Genomic DNA, 24,544 nt, shown 5'->3' on the forward strand with positions numbered 1-24,544 from the left:
TTCAGATACTCCTACGTTTTTCAATGGCCTCTGCCAATTGGTGCAGCACGACAGTGGTGGTATCAAAGTTGATGCAAGCATCAGTAATGCTTTGCCCGTAGACCAGCTCTTCGCGCTTTTTACCATCCGCTTTCTGGTTGCCTTCCACCAGATGGCTTTCGATCATCACACCCGTGATGGCTTTGTTGCCTGCTGCAAGTTGTTCGGCGACACTTGCTGCCACTTCTGGCTGGCGGCGGTAATCTTTGTAGCTATTGGCATGGCTGAAATCGACCATCAGATACGGTGGTAATTTGGCTTTTTCCAACGCTGCTACGGCTGCGGCAACACTCGTTGCGTCGTAATTCGGTTCTTGCCCGCCGCGCAGGATGACGTGGCAATCTTCATTACCCTTGGTCGCAAAAATCGCGGTATGCCCATCCTTGGTGACAGACAAGAAATGGTGAGGACGCGAAGACGCACCAATCGCATCAATCGCAATGTTCAAGTTGCCATACGTGCCATTCTTGAAACCAATCGGGCAAGACACACCAGAGGCCAGTTCGCGGTGTGCCTGGCTTTCGGTGGTACGTGCGCCAATCGCCGCCCAGCTCACCAAATCCGCTACGTATTGCGGGCTGATCAGGTCGAGGTATTCAGTGGCAGCAGGCATCCCCTGATTGTTCAGATCCAACAACAACTTACGTGCCATGCGCAAGCCTTTGTTGATGTGGAAACTGTTATCCATATCCGGGTCATTGATCAAACCTTTCCAGCCAATGGTGGTGCGTGGCTTCTCGAAATAGACCCGCATGATAATGTGCAACTGGTCTTTGAGTGTATGACGTAAGTGCTGCAAACGCGCTGCATATTCCATGGCTGCATCCACATCGTGAATGGAGCAAGGCCCTACCACGACTAACAACCGGTCATCCTCGCCATGCAAAATACGGTGGGCTTCTTGACGTGCTGCATACACGGTTTCGGTAGCCATTTCGCTCAACGGGTATTCACGGTGCAATTCCACAGGCGGGGTTAATTCGTGCATTCCGATAATGCGCAGGTCGTCAGTTTGGTATTTCATGGGAGATTCCTTTGGTCGACTGCCGCTTGAATGTGCGCAATCAGCTCACGAATGGCGGCATGTTTGAGTTTCATGGATGCTTTATTGACGATCAAACGCGAGGTGATGTCTGCCATGTGTTCAAGTGGCGCAAGCCCATTCGCACGCAAGGTGTTACCGGTGTCTACCACGTCCACAATGCAATCTGCCAAACCAACCAATGGGGCGAGTTCCATAGAGCCGTACAGTTTGATCACGTCGACTTGGCGGCCTTGCTCCGCAAAATAGCGGCGGGTGCAGTTCACAAATTTGGTGGCAACTTTCAGCCCTGTCGTCGGCAACGGGCGGTCTGGAAAGCCTGCAACCATGAGTTTGCAACGTGCAATTTTTAGGTCAACCAGTTCATACAGATCGTGACCGCCGTGTTCCATCAGCACGTCTTTGCCTGCCACCCCCAAATCAGCCGCCCCGTATTGCACATAAGTTGGCACATCGGTTGCACGGATAATAACCAGTTTCACGTCATCACGGTTGGTATCAAGGATCAGCTTGCGGCTGGTTTCGGGGTCGTCCAAAGGTTCGATACCAGCGGCTTTTAATAGCGGGGCGGTATCTTTGAAAATGCGCCCTTTGGAAAGCGCAATGGTCAAGGTATCTTTCACAATCTTATCCATTTACTCGCTGGATTCGCGCACCCAAGCGGGAGAGTTTTTCTTCAATGCGTTCATAGCCACGGTCAGTGTGGTAAATCCTATCTACCATGGTTTTGCCTTGCGCCGCCAAGCCAGCCAACACCAGTGAGGCCGAAGCGCGTAAATCGGTTGCCATGACGGGTGCGCCTTTGAGATAAGGCATCCCCGCAACAATCGCGGTATTGCCTTCCAAGCGGATATTGGCTCCCAGACGCATCAATTCGGCAACGTGCATCATGCGGTTCTCAAATATGGTTTCGACAATCACGCCAATGCCTCGTGAAACGGCATTCATCGCCATGAATTGCGCTTGCATATCGGTCGGGAAAGCGGGGTAGGGGTCAGTGCGAATATCCACCGCTTTCAGCGTGCGGTCACGCATATCGACTTCGATCCAATCAGCCCCGGTCGTCACTAATGCACCTGCTTCGGTAAATTTGTGCAGTACAGCATCGAGTGTATCAGGTGCGGCTTTTAAAGTCCTGACCCGCCCGCCGGTAATCGCAGCGGCTGCTAAAAAAGTACCCGTTTCGATACGGTCAGGCAGGACGCTGTAATCCACGCCCTTGAGGCTGGTTACGCCCTCGACGGTGATTTTGTCCGTACCCGCACCTTTGATCTTCGCACCCATGGCAATTAAGCAGTTAGCAAGGTCGACCACTTCCGGTTCACGTGCTGCATTTTCCAATACCGTTGTGCCTTCTGCTAATACCGCTGCCATCAGCAAGTTTTCTGTACCGGTGACTGTCACGATGTCCATGACGATTTTTGCACCTTTGAGGCGTTTGGCGGTGGCACGGATATAGCCCTCTTCGACCACGATCTTCGCACCCATCGCTTCCAATCCTGTCAAATGGATATTGACCGGACGTGAACCAATCGCACAGCCACCGGGTAAAGATACTTCGGCTTCACCGTAACGTGCCACCATTGGCCCTAGCACAAGAATGGATGCTCGCATGGTACGCACTAAATCATACGGCGCGACAAAATGCTGAATGGTAGCGGTGTTGGTATGGATATTATGGTGTTCGTCGGTTTCTACCGTAACGCCCATGCCTGCAATGACCGCAGCCAAGGTAGACACATCTTTTAAGCGTGGCACATTGCGGATAGTCATCGGCGTTTCTGCCAATAAGGTCGCCGCGAGCAGGGGCAGGACAGCATTCTTCGCACCGGAGATGTCGACATCTCCATCCAGTGTTACGCCACCTTCGATAATCAGCTTTTGCATGGTATTAAGATCCGGTTCAGTCGCTTGTCAGCAAAAGGATGGAATAATAGCGAAAATTGCGGGGGGATTCACCGCATCCTGCAAACTTTCCTACAAACTGCTACGTTGGGGGCAAGGTAGGGAACTTAATCGGCAAAGTTGTTTTCCAATTAAAAGACGTTGGGCAATAAAGCAGCGAAAAGGCGGGGCTTTTACGGCTGCTCATCATAATATGGGGTTTAGTAAATCATGATAAATGCTTTCCATTGGGGGGGGAGCCGCTGGGCTATGGCTTTCTTACTGCTATTGGGGTTAATGGCGGTTAAACCAGCCTCAGCCTTCTACAACAGTCATTCTGCGTTGGGAACCAATACGAATGAAATCATGGATGACGATTCAAGCGTACCCTTCATTGATTTGATGAAAATGGCGTTGCCGTTTCGTGAAGCTCATCAATTGAATAAAGGTCATATCGAATACGATCGTTACGGCTGGCCTAAAAAGATTTCTGCGGGGGGGCAAGCAGGTACACGCTTTGTGAGTAAGTTACCTGCTGGCACTATCCCCAGTGGGCGTTACACCGTCTTATACGATGGTGAGGGTAAGTTAGAGTACCGCAATGATGCCGTCTTGGTGGAAAACATGCAGGGGCGGGACATCATTACGCTTGAACCGGGCAAGGACAATGAGTTGAATGCCACGTTGTTCATTATGGCAACGAATCCAGCCAACCCGATACGCAATATCCGCATCCTGCCACCGGGTGGAATTTGCGGGAGTAACCCGTTTCAGCGTGTGGCTGGCGCAGGGCAGTGCCGGGGTGATTACCTGGCATTTGAACAGCACTCCAGCAAGATCATTTTCAATCCCGATTACCTGACCTATATGCGGGATTTCCGCGTGATTCGCTTTATGAACATGAGCGGTATTACCCGTAATCCGGTGTATGCGTGGGAAGACCGTGCCAGCATCGACCAGCAAACCTGGGGGGGCGCAGAGGGTATCCGTGGCGCACCCATGGAAGTCATGGTCGAACTTGCCAACCGTTTGCACGCTGATCCGTGGTTTTCCATGCCACATGCAGCGAGCAACGACTTTATTCGGCGTTTTGCTGAATACGTGCAGACAAACCTTGACCCAACTTTGAAGGTGTATGTGGAATATTCCAACGAAGTCTGGAACGGTGTTTTCACCCAACACGCTTTCGCCAAGCAACAAGGGATGCAAATGGGGTTAGACCCTGATCCGAATCAGGCTGCGTATAAGTTTTATTCCAAACGTTCGGTGGATGTGTTTGGGATTTGGGAACAAGTGTTTCGTGGGAATAAACGGGTAGTACGGGTGATGTCAGGGCTGGTGGGCAGCACCCAAATGACCAAAACAGTGCTGTCCTACAACGGTGCTTACCGCTTTACCGATGCGTATGCTGTTGCACCCTATGTGTTTGGTGATGCGAATGCCTTACGTCAGGCGCGTAGTGTGAATGATATTTTCCGGGTGATGACCGACCCGAAGTACCCACATTCCCTGCCTAATGAAATCAAGCTTATTGGCAAGCAAGCGGAGATGGCAAAAAGTTTCGGGGTTGATTTAATTGCCTATGAGGGTGGGCAACATTTGGTGGATATGACCACTAAATCCGATAGTCAGCACCCCAATAACTTGTTTTACGCCGCTAACCGTCACCCACAAATGGCCTCCATTTACCAACAACTGTTAGCCGGTTGGAAACAGGCGGGTGGCAAATTATTTGTACACTTTAGCTCCCCGCGTATTTACCGCAAATACGGTAGCTTTGGCACCAAGGAATACATTACCCAAGCGGATGCACAAGCACCAAAGCACCGTGCGTTAATGGCATTTACCCGTGCTAACCCTTGTTGGTGGAATGGTTGTTCGGGTAACACTTTGGTACGCCAAGCGAAACCCGTCAGCACCTTGGAGGCATTGAAAACACAATCGGAACCTTTGGATGCCACAGCACCACAATACGAACCAATCCACGGTGAACCTCCACCGTTCCCTATGGGCAATATTCCTCCAGAAGAGGCTATGCCCCCGCAAGCAGCCGTGCAACCAACGCTGGTCACCATGCGCAATGCACCGAGTGAGCAATACGTTGCAGGCGGTAATGCCCTTATTCGGCGGGTGCGTAATCCGGCAGATGTTTGGCAAGGTGCGACAGCCTATCAACTGCGTAATATGTTGAATGGCAAAATAGATGGCACGACAGATTTAGCCGCCATGTGGCAAGCCAGTTGGGATCAGCAAAACCTGTACCTGCGCATAGGTGTTGAAGATGACCGTCCGGGCATAAGTGATTCTACGTTGCCTTGGGAAGATGATGCGGTGGAACTTTATCTGGATGCGGATGCTTCCATGCGTCCACAATATGACCAATATAACGACTTCCACTTCATTTTTGACCTAAAAACTGGCACAGTTGTGTTGGGCAAAAACTCACCTAAAATTGACCGTATGCCATTGACTCATAGCATGATACGTTCCAGTAATGGTTATATGTTGGATGTAACTTTGCCTTGGTCGGCTTTACAGGTTAACCCGCGTTCGGGGCAGCGCTTAGGGATAGATGTACACATTGACGACGACGATGACGGTGGTGATCGTGACGGTAAGTTGGCTTGGAAGGCCAAGCAAGACGAGTCTTGGCAAAATCCATCGTTATTCGGTGGGGTGATTTTGGGCGAATAACAGCATTAATAACACGGGGAATTCACGATGATGACATCAGAACTGCTGGCGGCTTACCATGCAGCACATTACCAAGTGCAAGATCCACAAGGGGCGTTTACGCTGAGAACGGATAGCCCTTCACCGGAGCTTGCCGCATTGCTGCGCACAAGAGGGCATAACTGTGCCGCTTTTATTACCGCTTGCAACCCACACAGTTGGCCGTTGAGTGAGGCTGAAAATGCCAGTGCTCAACAACAATTAGCGGCGGAGTTGGCACAATACGGGTACACCACTATTCCAGCCATTGGGTTAGACCCGGCGGGTGAGTGGCAAGGTGAGGCAAGCTTTCTTGTACCGGGCTTGGATTTAGAAAATGCCAAATCACTGGGTGAGCAATACGCACAAAACGCTATTTTATGGGCAGATGCGGAGACTGCTGTACCGCAATTGGTGGTATTAGCCGGATGAAACACTGCATTCGAGGTTTGCTATTAGTGGCAGCATTGGTATTACCGTTGCACAGCCATGCAGCCAGTTTCAATTGCGCCAAAGCCAAAACATGGTCAGAGAAAACCGTGTGTAATACCAAGCAATTGTCCAGTTTGGATGATCTGTTAGCGGTTTCATTCAAAAAAGCGTTGGAAAGCACTGACGATAAAGCTGCTTTGAAATCGGCACAAGTTGCATGGCTGACGGATGAGCGTGATGTTTGCGAAGATATTGCTTGTGGCTCAATATGCGTTTCAGGGTCTTGTTTTCCCCGGCATTGCAAACGTGATGGATAGCGGTAAAGTTAGTCATTTCCGATAGCCAAGGAGAGGCTTTATGACCTCGCTCATCAGTATTTCCAGCCTGACCAGTGATGCCGCCTGTTTCGAGCAAGTCCGTTCCGTGCGTTGGCCTAATGGGGTGATTTGTCCGCACTGCGGTTCACAGGACACTATCCGTCGAGGCAAGGATGACACCCAGCAGGAACGCCAGCGTTACCAGTGTAAGGATTGCCAAAAGCGTTTTGATGACCTGACGGGCACGGTGTTTGAAGGCCACCACCAGCCGCTGAAGGTGTGGGTGTTGTGCCTGTACCTGATGTCGTTGAACCTGTCCAACCAACAAATCGCCCGCGAATTGGGGTTGAACAAGGATGATGTTCAGGCGATGACGGAACAGTTACGGCGTGGTGTCGAGAAAAAAACGCCAGTAAACCTGTTTGGGAATGTTGAATTTGATGAGGTTTATGTCAAGGCTGGACACAAGGGAAACCCCGAAGCCGTCGCGGATGCTGGGCGTGAAGGTCGCCGCCGCGCCCTGAAAGGTGCGCCGGGGCGTGGGACACTGGAAAAGGACAAACCACCCATTTTCGGCATGATCCAGCGTTCCGGGGAGGTCGTGATCCGTATGCTGGCGAATGTGAAACAGACGACGATCAAGCCGTTGATTGTGGAAACGGTGGCAGCAGGCACGCTGGTCTACACCGATGAGTACAACATTTACAGCCGATTGGAAGAATGGGGCTATGCCCACAAAACCGTCAACCATGGCGCAGGCGAATATGCCCGTGACGAAGATGGTGACGGTTTCCATGAAGTCCACGTCAATACGATGGAAGGTTTTTGGTCACTGTTACGCTCATGGTTACGACCTCATCGGGGGATCTCACAAGAAAAGCTACCGTGTTACCTTGCATTCTTCGAGTCTCTTCACAACATCAGGAAACGGGGGCAAGCTGCCTTACAGTCCTTGCTTTCGCTGCTGTTGGGATAAGACCCTGAAACGCATATTGAGCCTTGCTTGTTTAAAAGCAGTTTACACGGCTCGCCTTGCGGTACTGAATGAGATTATTGCCAGTGCTGAAGAGTCCGTAACAGAACACGATAGCGATGAAGTGAGTGGTGGTTGGTATCAAGCTATTGCTAAACCTAACTTGACGGTACGCAAAAGCGCAGATGTTACTGGTAAAAAGCTCGGCAATGTTCCCTATGGCGGTAAAGTAAAGGTCTTAGAGTTCACCGATAAAACCGATTCGATTGGAGGGCGTGCGGGTACGTGGGTAAAGATCGAATGGCAAGGTAAGAGTGCTTACGCCTTTGATGCTTTTCTGGAAAAACTGCCTGTGGCTGATAGTGATAAAGCTGACGAATCTGACACCACTAAGGCAAGTAAAACCTTGGAAGGACTCATCACCTCCTATGAATGTGGCGACAATTGCTATTTGGTGATCACAGACAAGCAAGGCGAGCAACATTCAGGCTTGTGTACGGCAACGCTATGTGAACCTTGGAACGAGGTGGCGGAAATGCCAACCAAGTTCCAGAATCAAAAGGTGAAAGTCACTGTAGGTACAGGAACCCAATACGACGGCGGCGGCAACGTGATGGGTGAGATGGATGCATTTGAAACGATTAAGTTACTGAAATAACCGCAGTCGCAAGCAAGGTGCGGTGCGGTTATTGAGTGGGTTCTATGCATGGCGGGCTATATCAGCCCGCCAGTTTCCCTTGTATAAACGCTAAAATATCGGCAACCGGTATTTTCACTGCATCACCACCGCTGCGAGCTTTGTATTCCAATTCACCGGCTTGCAGGCCACGTTCTGAAATAATGACGCGGTGTGGAATGCCTAGTAATTCGTGGTCAGCAAACATCGCACCGGGGCGCAAGGCACGGTCATCCAGTAACACATCCACACCCACTGCCTGCAATTGCGCATACAGATCTTCTGCTTTCGCGGCAACATCCGGTGATTTCTGCATGTTCAAGGGCGCAATGACCACCGTGAATGGCGCAATCGCCGCAGGCCAGCGGATACCGAATTCGTCGTTATTCTGCTCAATCGCGGAGGCGACGACACGCGAAACGCCGATGCCGTAGCAACCCATCGTCATCACTTGCGCACGTCCGCTTTCATCCAGCACTGTCGCGTTGAGTTTTGATGAATAGGTTTTGCCTAACTGGAAAATATGCCCGACTTCAATACCGCGCACAATGGAGAGCGTGCCGCACCCGTCGGGACTGGGGTCGCCTTCGATGACATTGCGCAAATCGGCCACTTTTGGTAGAGCAACATCGCGTTCCCAGTTGATGCCGAAGAAGTGTTTGCCGTCGATATTCGCGCCTGCGCCGAAGTCAGACATATTTGCGACTGTGCGGTCAGCAACCACCGGAATCTTTAAACCGACCGGGCCTAAGGAGCCGGGGCCTGCACCAATTAGCGGACGAATTTCATCTTCACGGGCAAAGCGCAATGGCACAGCAACGCCGGGGATTTTTTCCGCTTTGATTTCGTTCAAGGTATGATCGCCGCGTACTAGCAGTGCGACAAAATCGTATTCTGCATCTTCGGCAGCAGCCACGATCAGGGTTTTGATGGTTTTTTCAATTGGTAAGCCGAATTGTTCCACCAATTCCTCGATAGTTTTAGCGTTAGGCGTATCGACTTCACGCATTGTCTCCGTCGGGGCGGCGCGTTCGGCAATCAGGCAAACCGCTTCTGCCAATTCGATATTCGCGGCGTAGTTGCTGCCACTGGCGAAGGCAATCGCATCTTCACCGGAATCAGCCAATACATGGAATTCGTGCGAAGCGTTGCCCCCGATCGAGCCGGTATCCGCTTGCACCGGGCGGAAATCCAAGCCCAACCGCTGGAAGATGCGCGAATACGCCGCGTACATGGCGTCATAGGTTTCTTGCAGCGATTCTTGGGTGAGGTGGAAGGAATACGCATCCTTCATCAAGAATTCACGCGCGCGCATCACGCCAAAACGCGGGCGCACTTCGTCACGGAATTTGGTTTGAATCTGGTAGAAATTGATCGGCAATTGCTTGTAGCTGCTCAATTCTTTGCGGGCGTAATCGGTAATGATTTCTTCGTGGGTTGGGCCGTAGCAAAAATCACGGCTGTGACGGTCACGAATGCGCAGCAATTCTGCCCCGTACTTTTCCCAACGACCGGATTCTTGCCAGAGTTCGGCGGGTTGGATGGAGGGCATCAGCACTTCTATCGCACCCGCGTTGTTCATTTCTTCGCGCACGATAGCTTCGACTTTGCGCAATACGCGCAAGCCATACGGCATCCACGTATACAGACCGGAAGCGAGGCGGCGAATCATGCCAGCGCGTAGCATTAATTGGTGGCTGATGACTTCGGCATCGGCGGGCGTTTCGCGCAGGGTGGTGAGGGGGAATCGGGAAACTCGCATGGTGTTGTCTTCTATCCGGTGTGTGAAAGGGGTGATTATAGATTTCGTGGCAGATTTGCGAAACCCCTATAGTGCCGTGGCGTATATGTTGATGAATCAAGTCAGAATTACTCACTAAATTTGATGGAAATCAATGTTGTTGCATTGCGCTTCAGAGTAGATTCGGCCCACAACAGGTAAGAGTCTGAGGAGGTGGCAAGCGGGTAGAGTGGTGTGGCATTTCACCTGCGAAGTGAGTGTGATGCTATGAGCATCTGTTGATCTGCAAAGCTAAGTATATGTTTGTTAATAATTAAATAATTTGGCATCTTTTTTGCTTTGTTCGCGATGAAGTTTTTAATGCGCTAGAGGTAATGCTATTTATGGTAACCGATGAAGTCGTCGATCTCTCGCGGCTGCAATTTGCAGTCACTGCCCTTTACCATTTCCTGTTTGTCCCCTTGACGCTTGGCATGACCTTCATGCTGGCGATCATGGAGTCGGTCTATGTGATGACCGGCAAGCAAATCTACAAGGACATGGTGAAATTCTGGGGCAAACTATTCGGTATTAACTTCGCGCTCGGTGTCACTACTGGCCTGACAATGGAATTTCAGTTCGGCACGAACTGGGCATATTACTCACACTATGTCGGTGACGTGTTCGGCGCACCGCTGGCCATTGAAGGTTTAATGGCCTTCTTCCTCGAATCGACCTTCGTCGGTTTGTTCTTCTTTGGTTGGGATCGCTTGAGCAAAGTGCAACATTTATCTGTCACTTGGTTGATGGCGATTGGCACGAATCTTTCTGCGCTGTGGATTTTGATTGCGAATGGCTGGATGCAAAATCCGGTGGGTGCAATCTTTAGCCATGAAACCATGCGCATGGAAATGGTGGATTTCGCCGCTGTCTTGCTAAATCCGGTTGCGCAAGTGAAGTTTATTCACACGGTTGCAGCAGGTTATGTGACGGGAGCAATGTTCGTGTTGTCGATCAGTGCGTGGTACATCCTCAAAGGGCGTGATCTTGGGTTTGCGAAACGTTCGTTTGCGGTGGCGGCGGGTTTCGGTATGGCTTCCATCCTCTCGGTTATTTTGCTGGGTGATGAAAGCGGTTATGAAGCGGGTGACGTGCAAAAAATGAAACTCGCGGCGATTGAAGCGGAATGGGAAACCCACCCCGCACCGGCGGGTTTCAACCTGATTGCTTTCCCGGATCAGGAAAAGGGCGAGAACAGTTTTGAGGTGAAAATCCCTTACGCACTCGGTCTGATTGCCACCCGCTCGCTGACGGAAGAGGTGAAGGGTATCAATGATTTGGTCGAGGAAAATACCCAGCGCATCCGTAACGGGATTTTGGCTTACGACCTGTTCCTGAAAATGCGGGCAGGCACTGCGAGTGATGTGGATAAGGAAAGTTTTGAGCGGTTGCGGGTTGACCTAGGTTACGGTTTGCTATTGAAGCGTTACACCCCGAATGTGGTGGATGCGACCGAGGCGCAAATCCAAATGGCGGCGAAAGACACTGTGCCACACGTTGCACCGTTGTTCTGGACATTCCGCATTATGGTGGCTTCGGGCTTCTTTATGTTGATGGTGTTTGCGCTGTCATTCTATTACACCGCGAAAAAGACCGCGTTTGAAAAGCGTTGGTTGATGCGTTTGGCGTTCTTCAGCTTGCCGTTGCCCTGGATTGCGATTGAATCCGGTTGGTTTGTGGCGGAATACGGGCGTCAACCTTGGGCGATTGGGGAGGTGTTGCCAACGTTCTTGGGTACTTCAACGCTGACGGAGTGGGATTTGATTGGGTCAATTGCTGGCTTTGTATTCTTCTACACCATTTTGCTAGTGGCGGAAATGTACTTAATGATCAAGTTTGCCAAACAAGGCCCCAGCAGCCTGCACACCGGGCGCTACTACTTTGAGAAGCACGGTGGCGGTCACGCGGGTGCGGTTTACGCTGATAAAATGAACGATCAGGTCTAAGGAGCAAACCATGATTTTTGATTACGAAACGTTTAAGTTGATCTGGTGGGTATTGGTCGGCGTGCTGTTTATTGGCTTTGCCTTGACCGATGGCTTCGATATGGGCGTGGGTGCGTTGTTGCGCTATGTCGGCAGAAATGACGAGGAGCGCCGTGTGGCAATCAATGCGATTGCGCCGCATTGGGATGGCAATCAGGTGTGGTTGATTCTGGCGGCGGGGGCGATTTTTGCGGCTTGGCCGATTACCTTTGGTGCGTCGTTTTCGACGTTTTATTGGGCGTTGGTATTGACCTTGTTTTCGCTGTTTTTCCGTCCGGTGGGCTTTGATTACCGTTCTAAAATTGCGGATACGCGCTGGCGGAATACGTGGGATTGGGGGTTGGTGATCGCGGGTGTTGTGCCGCCATTGGTCATCGGCGTGGCGTTTGGCAATTTGTTGCTGGGTGTGCCGTTTGCGTTTGACGAGTTTTTGCGAATTACGACTTACGGCTCGTTCTTTAAGTTGTTCCACCCATTTGCGGTGTTGGTGGGCTTGGTGAGTTTGCTGATGTTTACCATGCAGGGTGCGACGTATTTAATGCTGCGTACTGATGATGTGGTGTATGAGCGTTCACGTAAGGCGGCGCGATGGACAGCGGCTGGGGTGATTATCACCTTCGGGCTGGCGGGCATTTGGTTGTGGGCAGGGATTGATGGTTATGCGATTGTGCAAGAGCCGCCCCATGATTCACTGCCGAATCCGGTAGCGAAAACCGTTGTGCCGATGGCGGGCGCATGGTTGGCGAATTACAGCACGTATCCGTTGGCAATTGCTGCGCCGTTGGCGGGTTTCGTTGGGGCATTCGGGGTATTGATGCTGGCAAGTGGTAAAGGTCGCCCGGTATTGAGTTTCGTCCATAGCTCTTTGTGCTTGATTGGGGTGATCATGACGGCGGGTGTTTCCTTGTTCCCGTTTGTGATGCCTTCCAGCTTGAACCCGAACCACAGTTTGACGATTTGGGATTCGGCTTCCAGCCATTTGACGTTGGCGATTATGTTCTGGGCGGCGATGATTTTTGTGCCATTGATTCTGTTCTACACCATTTGGTGCTACAAACAGATGTGGGGCAAGATTACCGTTAAATTCATCCGTGAAAATGATCACGCCGTTTATTAAGGAGATTTTAGCATGTGGTATTTTGCTTGGTTACTCGGCGTATTGCTGGCGTGTTCCTTCGGTATCATTAACGTGATGTGGCTGGAGTTTCATGGCGGCTTGGATACGGATGATGAAAAGTAAGGCGTGAAGCACGTCTGAGAAAAGGGGAGTGCTGCGGCACTCCTTTTTTATGGGATAGGGGTTGATGTGCTAATATCTCGGTATTCATCGAGTCAGGAGTGCTAACCGTGCCGCCATTAGCGTTTCAATTGGATTATCTCAGTGTTGAGGATTACCTCCGTGGTGAGCGTGTCAGTGAACAAAAGTATGAATATGTCGAGGGAATAGCGTATGCGATGGCGGGCGCGAGCCTGCGGCATAATCTAATTACCAATAATTTTTCAGCATTGTTGTGGGTACAGTTGCGGGGCAAGCCGTGTTTCCCGCTGACCAGTGATATGTTGGTGAAAACCAAAACAGAGCGTTTTCGTTATCCCGATTTGATGGTGGTGTGTAATGATGATCCCTCTGATGATGATTATGTGCGGGAAGCGCCGTTATTGATTGTCGAGGTGATTTCTGAAAGTACACGGCGTAAAGATAAAACTGAAAAACGTGCTGAATATCTGGCGTTACCCAGTTTATTGGAATATGTTTTGATTGAACAGGATATTGCAGAAGTAACGGTTTATCGGCGTATCGATAATTGGCAACCCTCTTATTATTATCTGGGACAGGAATTGGTGCTGGAGTCTATCGGTGTTACTGTGTCGGTGGCTGATTTATATGAGCGGGTGGAAAACGGGGATATGGTGAAATGGCGGACAGATTTAGGATAGCGGCTATCAATAATGACCACACAATCTCAACCCAAGCCTCATAAACCAGCCCCTGAAATCCTCACCGCGCTCAAAGGCTGGAAAACCCATTCTGGTTTCTGGCTGAAAGCCGCTGTTGCGATTGGTTTGACTTCCGGTTTGCTGCTGATTGCGCAGGCGTGGTTGCTGGCAAATGTCGTCAATGCCGTAGTATTTGCCGAAGCAGCTTTAGCGGATGTCATGCCCAGTCTGTGGGGTTTGCTGGCATTATTTCTCCTGCGGGCAGGCTTGGCGTGGGCATCCGAACAAGCCGCGTTTCATGCTGCGGTGCAGGTCAAGCTTGCCATCCGCGCCCAACTTTACCAAAAAGTGCAGCAACTCGGCTCCGCGTGGTTGACGGGTGAGCGCAGCGGCGATTTACTCAATACCCTCAGCGATGGGGTGGAGGCACTCGAAGCCTATTACGCCCGCTACATTCCCGCGATGTCACTGATGGCACTCGTGCCGCTGGCGATATTGGTGTTTGTGTTTGCCAATGACTGGTTGTCGGCAGTGGTGATGCTGGTGACAGCCCCGCTGATTCCGGTGTTCATGATTCTGATAGGCAAAGGCACGGAAAAGCGTAACCAGCAGCAATGGCAACAATTGGCGCGGATGAGTGCGCATTTCCTCGACGTGATTCAAGGCTTAACCACCCTGAAACTGTTCAATGCCAGCCGCCGCGAAGCGCAAGTGGTGGCACAAGTTTCCGACGAATACCGCCAAAGCACGATGTCGGTATTGCGGGTCGCGTTTCTGTCCTCGTTCGCGCTGGAATTTTTCGCCGCAGTCAGCATTGCGATTATTGCGGTGTTGATCGGCTTCCGCCTGTTTTGGGGGGAAATGGATTTTCTGTACGGCTTTTTTGTGCTGCTGCTTGCGCCCGAATTCTACCTGCCGCTGCGCAATATGGGGACGCAGTATCATGCGCGAATGGCGGCGATAGGGGCGGCGGAGAAGATGGTGGGAATGCTAGAAGAGAAAATCCCCCTCAATCCCCCTTTTTCAAAGGGGGAGGCTGGATGTGCTACTTTCCTGATTCCCCCCTTTGAAAAAGGGGGGCTAGGGGGGATTTCTCTTCAAAACCTTTCCTTCATCTACCCCGACGCTAGAACCGCCCTAAGCAACCTCTCGCTGGACATCCACCCCAACGAAACCCTAGCCATCGTCGGCGCAAGCGGTGCTGGCAAAACCACGCTAATCAACCTGCTAATGGGTTTCCTACAACCCCAAAGTGGGCAAATCCTCATCGGCGATACGCCGTTAACCGCCATTGCCCCGGAAATCTGGCGCAAACACCTAGCATGGCTGCCGCAAAAACCGCAACTGTTCCCCGGCACGGTTGCCGACAATATCCGCCTCGGCAATCCCACTGCAACGCTGACACAAGTGCAAGCCGCTGCCGAACAAGCCTATGCCGCCGAATTCATCGTCAAATTGCCGCAAGGTTATGACACGCTGATTGGCGAAGCGGGGCAAGGGCTTTCCGGCGGACAAGTGCAACGCATCGCACTGGCACGGGCATTCCTCAAGGATGCGCCGCTGGTAATTCTCGACGAAGCCACCGCCAACCTTGACCGTGCCAGCGAAACTTTGGTGCAAGCCGGGGTCGAACGTTTGGCGCAAGGGCGCACGCTGGTGATGATTGCGCACCGTTTACGCACCGTACAAACCGCCGACCGGATTGTGGTGCTGGATCAGGGTACGGTGAGCGCGATTGGGACGCACGCCGAATTGCTGGTCAGTTCCCCGCTCTACCGGCAGATGCAAGCGGCTTACGGGGGTGAAGCATGAACGATTTACTGCGTTTGTTGCGCCTGTTCAAGCCGTATTGGAACTGGGCGGCATTGGGCATGGGCTTGTCATTCATCACCTTGCTGGCGAATGTGGGGTTGATGGCGGTGTCGGGCTGGTTCATTACGGCGATGGCAATGGCGGGTGTCGCGGGTGTGTCGATGAATTATTTCACCCCCTGCGGCATTGATTCGGCTGGCAGCGATTGTGCGCACGGCGGGGCGTTACGGCGAACGGCTGGTCACGCACGAAGCTACGTTTCGGATGTTGGCGGAATTGCGGGTGTGGTTTTACGAGCGCATCGAGCCGCTGGCTCCGGCGGTGTTGGAGCAATATCGCAGCGGTGATGTGTTGAGCCGCATCCGTGCCGACATTGATACGCTGAATAATGTGTACTTGCGTCTGCTAGTGCCCGTGGTGGTGGCAACGGTGGCGACGTTCGTGTTCGTGGTGGTGTTGCTGTTTTATCACCCGTTGCTGGCACTGCTGGAGTTGAGCTTGCTGCTGGTGGCGGGGGTGCTGATTCCCTGGCTGATGAACCGTTTGGGGCATGAGCCGGGGCAACAATCGGTAGAAACGGCTGCGCAATTGCGCTCGGCTTTGGTGAATGATTTGCAGGGCATGGGCGAGTTGCTGGTGTATGGTGCGGCGGATGACCATGCCGCGCACGTTCAACAGTTGTCGCAAACCTTGGCGGCGCAACAGCAAACCCTGAGCCGTTTGAATGGCGTGGCGCAAGGCGCGTTGGGGCTGTGCGCGAATTTGGCGATGTGGGGCATGTTGGTGCTGGCAATTCCGTTGGTGCGTGATCACACGATAGCCCCGCCGGAATTGGCGATGTTGGCATTGTTCGCGCTGGCAAGTTTTGAAGCGGTGTTACCTTTGCCGCTGGCGTTCCAGTCCTTGGGCGAAACCTTGGCAGCGGCGCGACGTATTTTCAGTCTTGCGGATCAAGTTGCGGCGGTGACAGAACCAGCGCATCCGCAAGCTGTGCCTGAACGTCTGGATTTTGCGTTGCGGGAAGTGAGTTTCCGTTATCAGCCGCAGGGTGAGGCCGTATTGGATGGTTTGACGCTGGATTTTCCGCAAGGTCACAAGCTCGCCATTGTCGGCGTAACCGGTGCGGGCAAAAGCACCCTGACCAGTTTGCTGCTACGTTTCCGCGAACCGAGCAGCGGTGAATTGCTGTTAGGTGGGCAAGCTATCGCCCACTACAGCGGCGAAGCCTTGCGCCAACACATCGCGGTTGTGCCGCAGCAAACACATTTGTTCAACACTACCTTGCGCGAAAACCTGTTGTTGGCAAAACGCGATGCGACGGATGCGGAGCTGGAAGCGGTGTGCCGCACTGCGCTGATCCACGACTTCATTACGCAACAGCCGGAAGGTTATGCAACGTGGGTGGGGGAAACGGGCGTGCGTTTGTCCGGCGGGCAAGCCAAGCGCGTGGCGATTGCACGAGCTTTGCTGAAACCTGTACGGTTGTTGATTCTCGATGAACCTACCGAAGGCTTAGACCCGGAAACCGCGACACAGGTGATGGTCAATATCCTCGCGCATGTGGCGCGTAACGGGCAAAGCCTGTTGCTGATTACGCACCGGGCGCACGGCTTGGAAGCGATGGATCAGGTGCTGCATCTGTCTTGAAGGATGCGGTATGATGGCGGCGATTTTTAACCAGAAAACAGGAATGCACCATGACAATCACTCGTGTAGCAGGCAACGGTGGCTTGCCGATGATCAACGTTAGCAACGACCATGCCGATGCCGTGATTTCGGTTTACGCAGGGCAAGTCTTGTCCTTTACCCCCAAAGGCGCGGCAGATCTGCTGTTCGTTAGCGACAAAGCCTATTACGCCGAAGGCAAAGCGATCAAAGGCGGCGTACCGATTTGCTGGCCTTGGTTTGGCGCAGACCCCGAAGGCAAAGGCCGCCCCGCTCACGGTTTTATGCGCAACCGCATGTGGAGCGAGTGGGAAACCCGCGAAAATGCGGATGGCTCAACCACCGTGATTTTGGGCGTGGAATCCTCCCCCGAAACCTTGGCAATTTGGCCTCATGCGTTCCGTTTGGCGATGGAAATTACCGTCGGCAAAACCTTGCAACTGGCATTGGTGACACGCAATACCGGCGATGCAGCATTCACCATTACCCAAGCGATGCACACCTATTTTGCGGTGGGTGATATTGCGCAAGCGACCGTGACCGGGTTGGAAGGTACGCAATACCTCGACAAAGCGGCAGACGGCAACGGTGCTACCAAGCAGCAAGACGGTGCAATCAGCATCAACAGCGAAGTTGACCGCGTTTACCTCGGCGTTCCGGCAGAACTGGCGATTGTCGATGGCGCGTTGAACCGCACGATCCGCATTACTTCCAGCGGCAATAACACGGCGGTGGTGTGGAATCCGTGGGCGAAAATCGCGGCGGGCATGGCAGATTTGCAGGACGATGATTACACTCGCTTTGTGTGCGTGGAAACGACGAACGCGGCAGATGATGTGGTGGAAGTGGCGGCAGGCAGCGAGTTCCGTTTGCTGGCGGAGTACGCTCTCTAATCGTTCTTTTGCCTGAGTGCGTAGAACTCACTGACAAATGCCTCAAATCGACCTTCGCTGATTGCGGCACGAATTCCCCGCATCAGTTCCTGGTAGTAATACAGGTTGTGGATGGTATTGAGGCGGGCGCTGAGGATTTCTCCGCACTTATCCAAATGCCGCAAATAGGCACGTGAATAGTGTTGGCAGGTATAGCAGCCGCACTGTTCATCAATTGGGCGTGTGTCATGCTGGTACTGGCTATTGCGGATTTTCAGTGTGCCGTAACGAGTGAACAGGAAACCGTTACGCGCATTGCGGGTGGGGATGACGCAATCGAACATGTCCACGCCGCGTTTCACTGCTTCCACAATGTCTTCCGGTTTGCCAACGCCCATCAGGTAGCGCGGGCGGTCAGTCGGTAATTCGGGCAGGGTGCATTCCAGCACCTTGTCGCGTTCGTCTTTGGGTTCGCCAACGGAGAGACCACCAATGGCGTAGCCGTCAAAGCCGATGTCTAGCAAGCCGTGCGCGGAGACTTTGCGCAATTCCTCGTACATCCCGCCTTGCACAATGCCGAATAGGGCGGAAAGGTTGCCCTCATGCGCGTCTTTGCTGCGTTTGGCCCAGCGTAGCGAGAGTTCCATCGAATGGCGTGCTTCGTCGGGTGTCGCGGGGAAGGGAGTACATTCGTCGAAAATCATCACGATGTCTGAACCGAGGTCGCGTTGCACTTGCATCGAGGATTCGGGGGTCATCAGCACTTTGCTGCCGTTCACCGGGGATTGGAAGCGCACGCCTTCTTCGGAAATCTTGCGCATTTCAGCCAGTGAAAACACTTGGAAGCCGCCAGAATCGGTGAGAATGGGTTTTTCCCAGTGCATAAAGCCGTGTAAGTCGCCATGCAGTTTCACAATGTCCGTTCCGGGGCGCAGCATTAAATGAAAAGTATTGCCGAGGATGATTTCAGCACCCATGCCTTGCAGTTCTTCGGGGGTCATGGCTTTGACCGTGCCATACGTGCCAACGGGCATGAAAGCTGGTGTTTCTACCGTGCCACGCGGGAAGGTAAGGCGACCACGGCGGGCATTGCCGTCAGTGGCGAGCAGGTCGAACTGCATGTGAGACATGGGGTTTCCTCTTGGTGGGGCAAATCCGAAGGGCAAGGAGTTTACCTGCTTGGGCAGAGAGAAGAAACCCCTCTGAGCTTCGCCTGTTCTGCGCGATTATCGTCTCATGTTCGTCTGTTATCTTTAATACTGCTACACTGGGCAAATACATAAAAAATATAACGGATACCGTGAACATGGCTACAGATGAAGCACAGATTTCCAACCATCGTTTTATTCCTTTGTCCAGCAGCAAAGCCCGCGACTGGATCAAAGCCCTGCCATTAACTGATCCCGGCGAAACGACACGGCGTATCTTCCACGGTTTAGTGGATTTAAACCGGCGGGCATTGCCAGCGATGGCGCGTTTGCAAATCAGTGAAATGTTGCGCCCAGCGCTGGACGTGTCGTTGGAGGCATTGCAACGTCATTTGGAAGCACGTGCTTTTCCGCTCCCCTCAAAAAGCCAGAAAATTTTCGAGCTTACCCAGTCCTTGATGCTGGAGTTTGCAGGGGCGTATCAAGTGGCAGCGCTGGATATGATGACCAAGAAAGAGGGCAATAAAAAAGCCCTGCAATTGGCTATTTATCGGGCAATGGATTTGATGGGTAAAGTGCTGGTACTGACCTATTCGGTATACGTGCGTACTCGTGAAACTTTGTGGCATGACATTCATCACCTCTACTTGTTGGCGGTGGAAAATGGTGTGGAAAAATTGCCACTTCGTGATGCTGCTGTGGGCGCGCCGACCATTGAAGCGCGGTATACCCAGATGAATTTGCTGGCACTGGTTAAGCCTTACAGTTTACGGCAGGGTGAGGTGGTGCGCTTGATGCAGTATTTCGCGCAACATTCGCCATTAGTGACGCTGACGCGGGACACCAACGGGCAACAGATGGGTGATTATGTTCATGCTGCGCTTCTGAATAGTGACGAGCCAGCGGTGATGATGTTGGCAAGTGATTTGCCTCATTCCCCTACCGTGAGAGTGTTGAACTTGAGTGCGTTGGTGGCGCAGATGGATACGCATATTCGTGAGTTAGAAGCCAAAGGTGTGCCAGCGATGATCCTTCAGGAAGGGTTGAGCCGCAACCTCGCTAAGCGTGTCATTTACCATTTAACGGCAGTGCTTAACCGCAGTTATAACCGTTTTCTGAAAAATGAACAGATTGGTATGGTGACGCGCCTACCTGATGTTTTATCCGTTATTCGTCAGGCACATAAAAGTGAAGCCAGTGAAGATGCGGAGGCGGAAGACATGCTGTTCAACGTATTTATGGCGAGTGATTATGAGGATGAGCATGAGGATGAGGGTGAGGCGAGAAAGGCCGTTATTCATCGGGTAGCCGAAGAGGATGGCGCCCGTATTCAGACCTGGCATGTCATGAATACCAGTGTGGGGGGCTACGGTTTGCGCTGGGAGGGTAAGGAGGCATCCGGTGCCCGCGTTGGTGAGATTGTCGCTTTGCGTGATTTGAATGATGACACCTCGTTGTGGATGATCGGGGTGATCAAATGGATGGAGTTTGTAGCTGGAAAAGGCTTATGTTGTGGTGTTGAGTTATTGTCGACCAAGATGATGGAAGTGTCTGTACAGCAAGTGCTTAACCGCACGGTGGCACAAAAAATGCCGATGGAAGGCTTGATGTTACCAAGTATCGAAGGTGTACGCCCTGATCCGGCATTGATTTTGCCAGCCTATATTTTTCAGGCAGGTGATGAAATCCGTTTGGAGTTCGCTGAACGTGAAGAGCGGGTACGGCTAGTCTTGTTGGATGAGTGTTTAGGGGCGTTTGCTTATTTTCGTTTTACGACACTTGCAGAGAAAGCGATTGAAGAAGACGAAGACGATTTCACCTTGTTGTGGCAATCGCTTTGAGGCGTTAGCGCTTGCAGTTCATCCCCTAGTCATACTCGATAATCGGTATTTATGTAGGTTTGTCTTGGGGTGATGCGTATCTTCTGTGTTATGAAAAAGCAGAAGATACATTGTGTTGTAGTTGATCAGGATGTCGAAGTCACAGCATCGCTGGATGCGGCTTTGCGCCATTCTGATGTGCTGCTGGAGCTGAATCAGGTGGCATCAGTGCAGCAACTGATCCCCGTGTTGCAAGAGCTTCAGCCGCACCTGTTGTTTTGTCCCTATGATAAGAGTAAGCCTTCGGTCGAGTTACTGGAAACGTTGCAGCGTTATTCGCCGGATACGTTATTGGTATGGGTAGCACGGGATGAATGGCAAGGTTTGACCACTTGGCTGATGGGGGTTGAATCCTGCATTCTGCCCTTGCGTGACTTGGAATATTTCGGGCAATACATTGATTTTCTGTTGCGTTATTCGAGTATTAAGCAAGATTTTCGCGATTGTAAGCATTTACTGGGGGTGGCGGAGTTACGTTGCCATTGGTTAGTGGATTATTCGTGGGAGGCAATTGCGTATATTTCCCAAGGAATGCACTTGTATGCCAATAATGCCTATGTGACCCTGTTTGGTTTTGAGGGCATGGCTGAAGTGCGATCCATGCCAGTGGCGCATTTAGTGGATAATGCTGAACGCAAAATCTTTGAGGCCATGAGTAAAGCTGCTGATGTGGGCAGCAAACCTTCCAACCGTTTGCTGATTACCTTGCGCACGCTTGAAGGTGAACGAATGCGGGCAGAAATCCGCTTCATTCCTGCGGTACTTAAAGGTAAGCGTTGTACCCAGCTACATGTGAAGCCGTTAGAGCGCAATATATTGAAGGGTGTGTCATTGCGTAAACAAGACAACCCTTGGGAAGCAACTGAGCTACGTTTGCAAAAGGCTCCAGCACCACGAGGGATGCCTGAGGTGCAGGGGGGGCTGACACCTGCTGTACCGTCTGCTGTTGATGGGATGAAAATGGTTTTCCGCAAGCTTCAGCGTATGCAGGAAACTCTGCCTAATCTATACCTTTCAGAGCCTGAGTTTCAGCAAAAATCCCAGAAGCTTGATTATACTGCACTCGTAAAACAGTTGGGTAATGGTGGGGGGCGTTTCCGACTGGATTACTGGAATCTTGGACAAGTCGTGTCAAGACTGTCATCTCAGGGGAATGAAAAGCCCGATTATCTGGTTTTTGTGTCGGTGGGCAGTGCGATTCTGAATAATGAAGCCGAGCTAAAGCGGGTGGTGGAATTACTCAATACAGCCCCTGAAGTTGCTAAACGTATGGTGTTGGCATTTCAGTATCAGGATTGTATGGCAAACATTGCTCAGCTTGGTAAAGTGATTAAGCTTTTGAAAGTCCTTGGTGTGCACTTAGCGATTGATGGTTTGCCGGATTCTTCCCAATCCTTAAAATTTGTCCAAGTGGTTAAGCCGGTCTTGGTGCGGTTGGATGCTAATGCAGTAAATGACAGTATCCACAGTACTAACACAAATCGCTTGCAATGCTTGATTGATCAACTGGTTGAGAGTCGCTGTAAAGTGATTATGCCTAGTGTGCAGGATCAACATTTCTTAAAAGTGGCTTATTCTACGGCTGCGGCTTATGTTCAGGCAGCCACATGACATAACTAGATCAGTATAATGACTAATAATATGTAGCGAGCATCGTATGTCTGTTAACGCTTTCAGGGCTGCCCTAGTGGTAGAGGGTGAATACATTTCTGCTTGGCAATATCGCATGTTGGAGTCTTTGCAAGCATCCAACAATGTCCAACTTGTCATGGTTATTTTCCGTCAGCCGGTAGCTACGGCATGGTTACAGTGCTTCAATGCATCTTGGCTTAATGTATTGCATTATTTTGATGGTAAGTTGTTTAAATGTCCGGCGACTGCACAACGCTCAACGAGTTTCTTGGCGTTACTCGGTGATACCCATTTGTGTGATGTCGGTAGTCAGCGTTACCAACACTTGCTTGCACAACAGGCGTTGGATGTCGTAATTGATTTGAGTACCCAGGCACCACTGCCGGAGATAATAGCCGCAGCAAAGTATGGCGTGTGGCGGCATGTTTATGGTTATCTTGGTGATAAAGCAGATCATTATGTCGGTATACGTGAATATGCTGGTCAACAGTCAGAAATACTCTCTGGGGTTGAGTGTTGGCGTGCGGGGCAAACGATGCCTGAGACTCTTTTCTTGGCGACAACGAGTACTGATACCGCTTCGATTAACCGTGGAATAGAACGTTCCTTGTGGAAAATGGCTGATTTTATTCCGCAACGCTTGCATGAATTGTTTCATGTGGGTGAATACATTTTCTTCAGCAATGCGAAACAACGTGTGCAGCCAACCGCATTAATGCCTCCCCCGCATAAGCCAAGCTCCAGCTTTTTCATGACCTTGAAAATATTATGGCGTTACCCTAATAACTTTCTCAACAAACTGTTTATTGCATTGTTTCGTGATGAACAATGGATATTGCTAACCAAAGCCATTGGGGATGTCACGGATTTAGGCACGTTGGAGCATTTGCACAAATGGATTCCCCCGCGTGACCGTTTTTGGGCTGATCCGTTTGTTGTTGAGCATGAAGACGAACAGTTCGTATTTTTTGAGGAGCTGCTGTATGCGCGAGGCATAGGGCATTTGGCCTGTATGCGTCTGAATTCTGATGGTTCCCATTCAGAACCCGTGACGATTTTGGAAAAGCCTTACCACTTGTCATACCCGTTTATTTTTAAACATGAGGGTATCTATTACATGATTCCTGAAACAGCTAGCAATCACACCATTGAACTGTATCGCTGTGAAGCATTTCCATTCTGCTGGGTTTTTGAAAAAAACTTGATGGAAGGCGTAGAAGCTTATGATGCTACCTTGTTAGAGCATGAGGGACGCTGGTGGATGTTTACCAGTATGCGGCAACATCAAAGCTGTTCACCCAGCGAGTCATTGTATTTATTTCATGCAGATGACCCATTAAGTACCCAATGGCAAGCACACCCTCAAAATCCAGTGGTAGCGAGTGCTGCACACGCCCGTCCGGCAGGGCGTATATTCACGAAAGCGGGTAAATGGTATCGCCCTTCACAGAATTGTGCAGGCGTTTATGGTCGCGGTTTGAACGTCAATCTTATTCAGCAACTGGATCAGCATACTTATCGAGAGGAAACCATCAGCTCTTACTTACCGGAAGGTCAGAACGACATGAACGGAATGCATACCTTGGGTGTTGGTACACCTGTATCCGTGGTAGATGCCGTTCACGTACATCGCCGCTTAGGGCTACTGGATCGTTGGGTGGTGAAGTTAAACTGTTTTTTTAACCGACCTATTTTGAAAACACGCTATGCATTAGCGGCTATTCCGCTGGCGTTTTTATGGTTTGATACGTGATCAG

At 51.4% G+C, this 24,544-nt stretch carries 21 protein-coding genes; 16 read left to right on the forward strand and 5 right to left on the reverse strand.

Features of this window, described 5'->3' with window-relative positions; translation table 11 throughout:
• Window position 1: 1 nt before the first annotated feature.
• The 3 genes from aroG to murA are packed head-to-tail and all read right to left on the reverse strand — an operon-like array spanning window position 2 to window position 2,968.
• Window positions 2-1,063, reverse strand: a complete 1,062-nt coding sequence (aroG, locus tag QJT81_10985; GenBank protein ID WGZ92409.1) for a 3-deoxy-7-phosphoheptulonate synthase AroG — start codon at window positions 1,061-1,063, stop codon at window positions 2-4.
• Window positions 1,060-1,704 carry an ATP phosphoribosyltransferase gene (gene hisG / locus QJT81_10990; GenBank protein WGZ92410.1) on the reverse strand — a complete coding sequence of 215 codons (645 nt, stop codon included), beginning with the start codon at window positions 1,702-1,704 and terminating at the stop codon, window positions 1,060-1,062. The genes aroG and hisG overlap by 4 nt, the downstream gene beginning before the upstream one ends.
• A 4-nt stretch (window positions 1,705-1,708) precedes the next feature.
• On the reverse strand, window positions 1,709-2,968 hold the full coding sequence (gene murA / locus QJT81_10995; GenBank protein WGZ92411.1) for a UDP-N-acetylglucosamine 1-carboxyvinyltransferase: 1,260 nt from the start codon (window positions 2,966-2,968) through the stop codon (window positions 1,709-1,711).
• Window positions 2,969-3,235: 267 nt separating this feature from the next.
• Between murA and QJT81_11000 the strand changes: the two genes are divergently transcribed.
• Genes QJT81_11000 through QJT81_11020 form a run of 5 tightly spaced genes read left to right on the forward strand, consistent with a single transcriptional unit; the run spans window position 3,236 to window position 8,057 of the window.
• Window positions 3,236-5,659 carry a sugar-binding protein gene (locus QJT81_11000; GenBank protein WGZ92412.1) on the forward strand — a complete coding sequence of 808 codons (2,424 nt, stop codon included), beginning with the start codon at window positions 3,236-3,238 and terminating at the stop codon, window positions 5,657-5,659.
• Window positions 5,660-5,686: 27 nt separating this feature from the next.
• Window positions 5,687-6,109: a DUF3293 domain-containing protein gene (locus QJT81_11005; GenBank protein WGZ92413.1), complete on the forward strand. Its 423-nt coding sequence runs from the start codon at window positions 5,687-5,689 to the stop codon at window positions 6,107-6,109.
• Complete coding sequence (locus tag QJT81_11010; protein WGZ92414.1) at window positions 6,106-6,426, forward strand: hypothetical protein; 321 nt, start codon at window positions 6,106-6,108, stop codon at window positions 6,424-6,426. Before QJT81_11005 ends, QJT81_11010 begins: the two co-directional genes overlap by 4 nt.
• Before the next feature lie 40 nt (window positions 6,427-6,466).
• On the forward strand, window positions 6,467-7,402 hold the full coding sequence (locus QJT81_11015) for an IS1595 family transposase (protein ID WGZ92415.1): 936 nt from the start codon (window positions 6,467-6,469) through the stop codon (window positions 7,400-7,402).
• 16 nt (window positions 7,403-7,418) lie between these two features.
• Window positions 7,419-8,057 (forward strand): SH3 domain-containing protein, encoded by a 639-nt coding sequence (locus tag QJT81_11020; GenBank protein ID WGZ92416.1) that lies wholly within the window; start codon window positions 7,419-7,421, stop codon window positions 8,055-8,057.
• Between the two features lie 61 nt (window positions 8,058-8,118).
• Here the strand turns inward: QJT81_11020 and QJT81_11025 are convergent, their stop codons facing one another.
• On the reverse strand, window positions 8,119-9,837 hold the full coding sequence (locus QJT81_11025) for a proline--tRNA ligase (protein ID WGZ92417.1): 1,719 nt from the start codon (window positions 9,835-9,837) through the stop codon (window positions 8,119-8,121).
• 362 nt (window positions 9,838-10,199) lie between these two features.
• Here QJT81_11025 and QJT81_11030 point away from each other — a divergent pair, with 362 nt between their 5' ends.
• From QJT81_11030 to QJT81_11065, 8 genes are all read left to right on the forward strand, one after another.
• Window positions 10,200-11,801 carry a cytochrome ubiquinol oxidase subunit I gene (locus QJT81_11030; GenBank protein ID WGZ92418.1) on the forward strand — a complete coding sequence of 534 codons (1,602 nt, stop codon included), beginning with the start codon at window positions 10,200-10,202 and terminating at the stop codon, window positions 11,799-11,801.
• A gap of 13 nt (window positions 11,802-11,814) precedes the next feature.
• Entirely contained in the window at window positions 11,815-12,957 is a 1,143-nt protein-coding gene (gene cydB, locus QJT81_11035) for a cytochrome d ubiquinol oxidase subunit II (protein ID WGZ96471.1), read from the forward strand.
• A 12-nt stretch (window positions 12,958-12,969) separates the two neighbouring features.
• Window positions 12,970-13,080, forward strand: coding sequence for a cytochrome bd-I oxidase subunit CydX (gene cydX, locus QJT81_11040; GenBank protein ID WGZ92419.1), 111 nt, complete (start codon window positions 12,970-12,972; stop codon window positions 13,078-13,080).
• 107 nt (window positions 13,081-13,187) lie between these two features.
• The gene (locus QJT81_11045; GenBank protein ID WGZ92420.1) at window positions 13,188-13,778 is read left to right on the forward strand and encodes a Uma2 family endonuclease; all 591 of its coding nucleotides are present in this window, start codon (window positions 13,188-13,190) and stop codon (window positions 13,776-13,778) included.
• Between the two features lie 12 nt (window positions 13,779-13,790).
• The gene (gene cydD / locus QJT81_11050) at window positions 13,791-15,590 is read left to right on the forward strand and encodes a thiol reductant ABC exporter subunit CydD (protein WGZ92421.1); all 1,800 of its coding nucleotides are present in this window, start codon (window positions 13,791-13,793) and stop codon (window positions 15,588-15,590) included.
• Window positions 15,587-15,937 (forward strand): hypothetical protein, encoded by a 351-nt coding sequence (locus QJT81_11055; GenBank protein ID WGZ92422.1) that lies wholly within the window; start codon window positions 15,587-15,589, stop codon window positions 15,935-15,937. Before cydD ends, QJT81_11055 begins: the two co-directional genes overlap by 4 nt.
• Window positions 15,828-17,237 carry a thiol reductant ABC exporter subunit CydC gene (gene cydC / locus QJT81_11060; GenBank protein ID WGZ96472.1) on the forward strand — a complete coding sequence of 470 codons (1,410 nt, stop codon included), beginning with the start codon at window positions 15,828-15,830 and terminating at the stop codon, window positions 17,235-17,237. Before QJT81_11055 ends, cydC begins: the two co-directional genes overlap by 110 nt.
• 50 nt (window positions 17,238-17,287) lie before the next feature.
• On the forward strand, window positions 17,288-18,148 hold the full coding sequence (locus QJT81_11065; protein ID WGZ92423.1) for a D-hexose-6-phosphate mutarotase: 861 nt from the start codon (window positions 17,288-17,290) through the stop codon (window positions 18,146-18,148).
• Here the strand turns inward: QJT81_11065 and tgt are convergent.
• Window positions 18,145-19,248: a tRNA guanosine(34) transglycosylase Tgt gene (tgt, locus tag QJT81_11070; protein ID WGZ96473.1), complete on the reverse strand. Its 1,104-nt coding sequence runs from the start codon at window positions 19,246-19,248 to the stop codon at window positions 18,145-18,147. The two genes, QJT81_11065 and tgt, sit on opposite strands and share 4 nt — an antisense overlap.
• A 185-nt stretch (window positions 19,249-19,433) precedes the next feature.
• Between tgt and QJT81_11075 the strand changes: the two genes are divergently transcribed.
• The 3 genes from QJT81_11075 to QJT81_11085 all read left to right on the forward strand — a co-directional run bounded on the left by QJT81_11075 (window position 19,434) and on the right by QJT81_11085 (window position 24,540).
• Window positions 19,434-21,116 carry a hypothetical protein gene (locus QJT81_11075; protein WGZ92424.1) on the forward strand — a complete coding sequence of 561 codons (1,683 nt, stop codon included), beginning with the start codon at window positions 19,434-19,436 and terminating at the stop codon, window positions 21,114-21,116.
• 90 nt (window positions 21,117-21,206) lie between these two features.
• Window positions 21,207-22,766 carry an EAL domain-containing protein gene (locus QJT81_11080; GenBank protein ID WGZ92425.1) on the forward strand — a complete coding sequence of 520 codons (1,560 nt, stop codon included), beginning with the start codon at window positions 21,207-21,209 and terminating at the stop codon, window positions 22,764-22,766.
• Between the two features lie 46 nt (window positions 22,767-22,812).
• On the forward strand, window positions 22,813-24,540 hold the full coding sequence (locus QJT81_11085) for a hypothetical protein (protein ID WGZ92426.1): 1,728 nt from the start codon (window positions 22,813-22,815) through the stop codon (window positions 24,538-24,540).
• The last annotated feature ends 4 nt before the right edge of the window (window positions 24,541-24,544 follow it).

Source organism: Candidatus Thiothrix putei (assembly GCA_029972225.1).
GTDB classification, from domain to species: domain Bacteria; phylum Pseudomonadota; class Gammaproteobacteria; order Thiotrichales; family Thiotrichaceae; genus Thiothrix; species Thiothrix putei.

What these genes read in the sequence shown, in the direction of transcription:
- QJT81_11030 (WGZ92418.1), top strand. Translation starts at nt 10,200, where the DNA reads ATGGTAACCGATGAAGTCGTCGATCTCTCGCGGCTGCAATTTGCAGTC.
- QJT81_11085 (WGZ92426.1), top strand. Translation starts at nt 22,813, where the DNA reads ATGTCTGTTAACGCTTTCAGGGCTGCCCTAGTGGTAGAGGGTGAATAC.
- cydD (WGZ92421.1), top strand. Translation starts at nt 13,791, where the DNA reads ATGACCACACAATCTCAACCCAAGCCTCATAAACCAGCCCCTGAAATC.
- QJT81_11065 (WGZ92423.1), top strand. Translation starts at nt 17,288, where the DNA reads ATGACAATCACTCGTGTAGCAGGCAACGGTGGCTTGCCGATGATCAAC.
- QJT81_11055 (WGZ92422.1), top strand. Translation starts at nt 15,587, where the DNA reads ATGAACGATTTACTGCGTTTGTTGCGCCTGTTCAAGCCGTATTGGAAC.
- QJT81_11025 (WGZ92417.1), bottom strand. Translation starts at nt 9,837, where the DNA reads ATGCGAGTTTCCCGATTCCCCCTCACCACCCTGCGCGAAACGCCCGCC.
- murA (WGZ92411.1), bottom strand. Translation starts at nt 2,968, where the DNA reads ATGCAAAAGCTGATTATCGAAGGTGGCGTAACACTGGATGGAGATGTC.
- QJT81_11075 (WGZ92424.1), top strand. Translation starts at nt 19,434, where the DNA reads ATGGCTACAGATGAAGCACAGATTTCCAACCATCGTTTTATTCCTTTG.
- QJT81_11080 (WGZ92425.1), top strand. Translation starts at nt 21,207, where the DNA reads ATGAAAAAGCAGAAGATACATTGTGTTGTAGTTGATCAGGATGTCGAA.
- QJT81_11000 (WGZ92412.1), top strand. Translation starts at nt 3,236, where the DNA reads ATGGCTTTCTTACTGCTATTGGGGTTAATGGCGGTTAAACCAGCCTCA.
- QJT81_11005 (WGZ92413.1), top strand. Translation starts at nt 5,687, where the DNA reads ATGATGACATCAGAACTGCTGGCGGCTTACCATGCAGCACATTACCAA.
- QJT81_11015 (WGZ92415.1), top strand. Translation starts at nt 6,467, where the DNA reads ATGACCTCGCTCATCAGTATTTCCAGCCTGACCAGTGATGCCGCCTGT.
- QJT81_11010 (WGZ92414.1), top strand. Translation starts at nt 6,106, where the DNA reads ATGAAACACTGCATTCGAGGTTTGCTATTAGTGGCAGCATTGGTATTA.
- aroG (WGZ92409.1), bottom strand. Translation starts at nt 1,063, where the DNA reads ATGAAATACCAAACTGACGACCTGCGCATTATCGGAATGCACGAATTA.
- cydX (WGZ92419.1), top strand. Translation starts at nt 12,970, where the DNA reads ATGTGGTATTTTGCTTGGTTACTCGGCGTATTGCTGGCGTGTTCCTTC.
- tgt (WGZ96473.1), bottom strand. Translation starts at nt 19,248, where the DNA reads ATGCAGTTCGACCTGCTCGCCACTGACGGCAATGCCCGCCGTGGTCGC.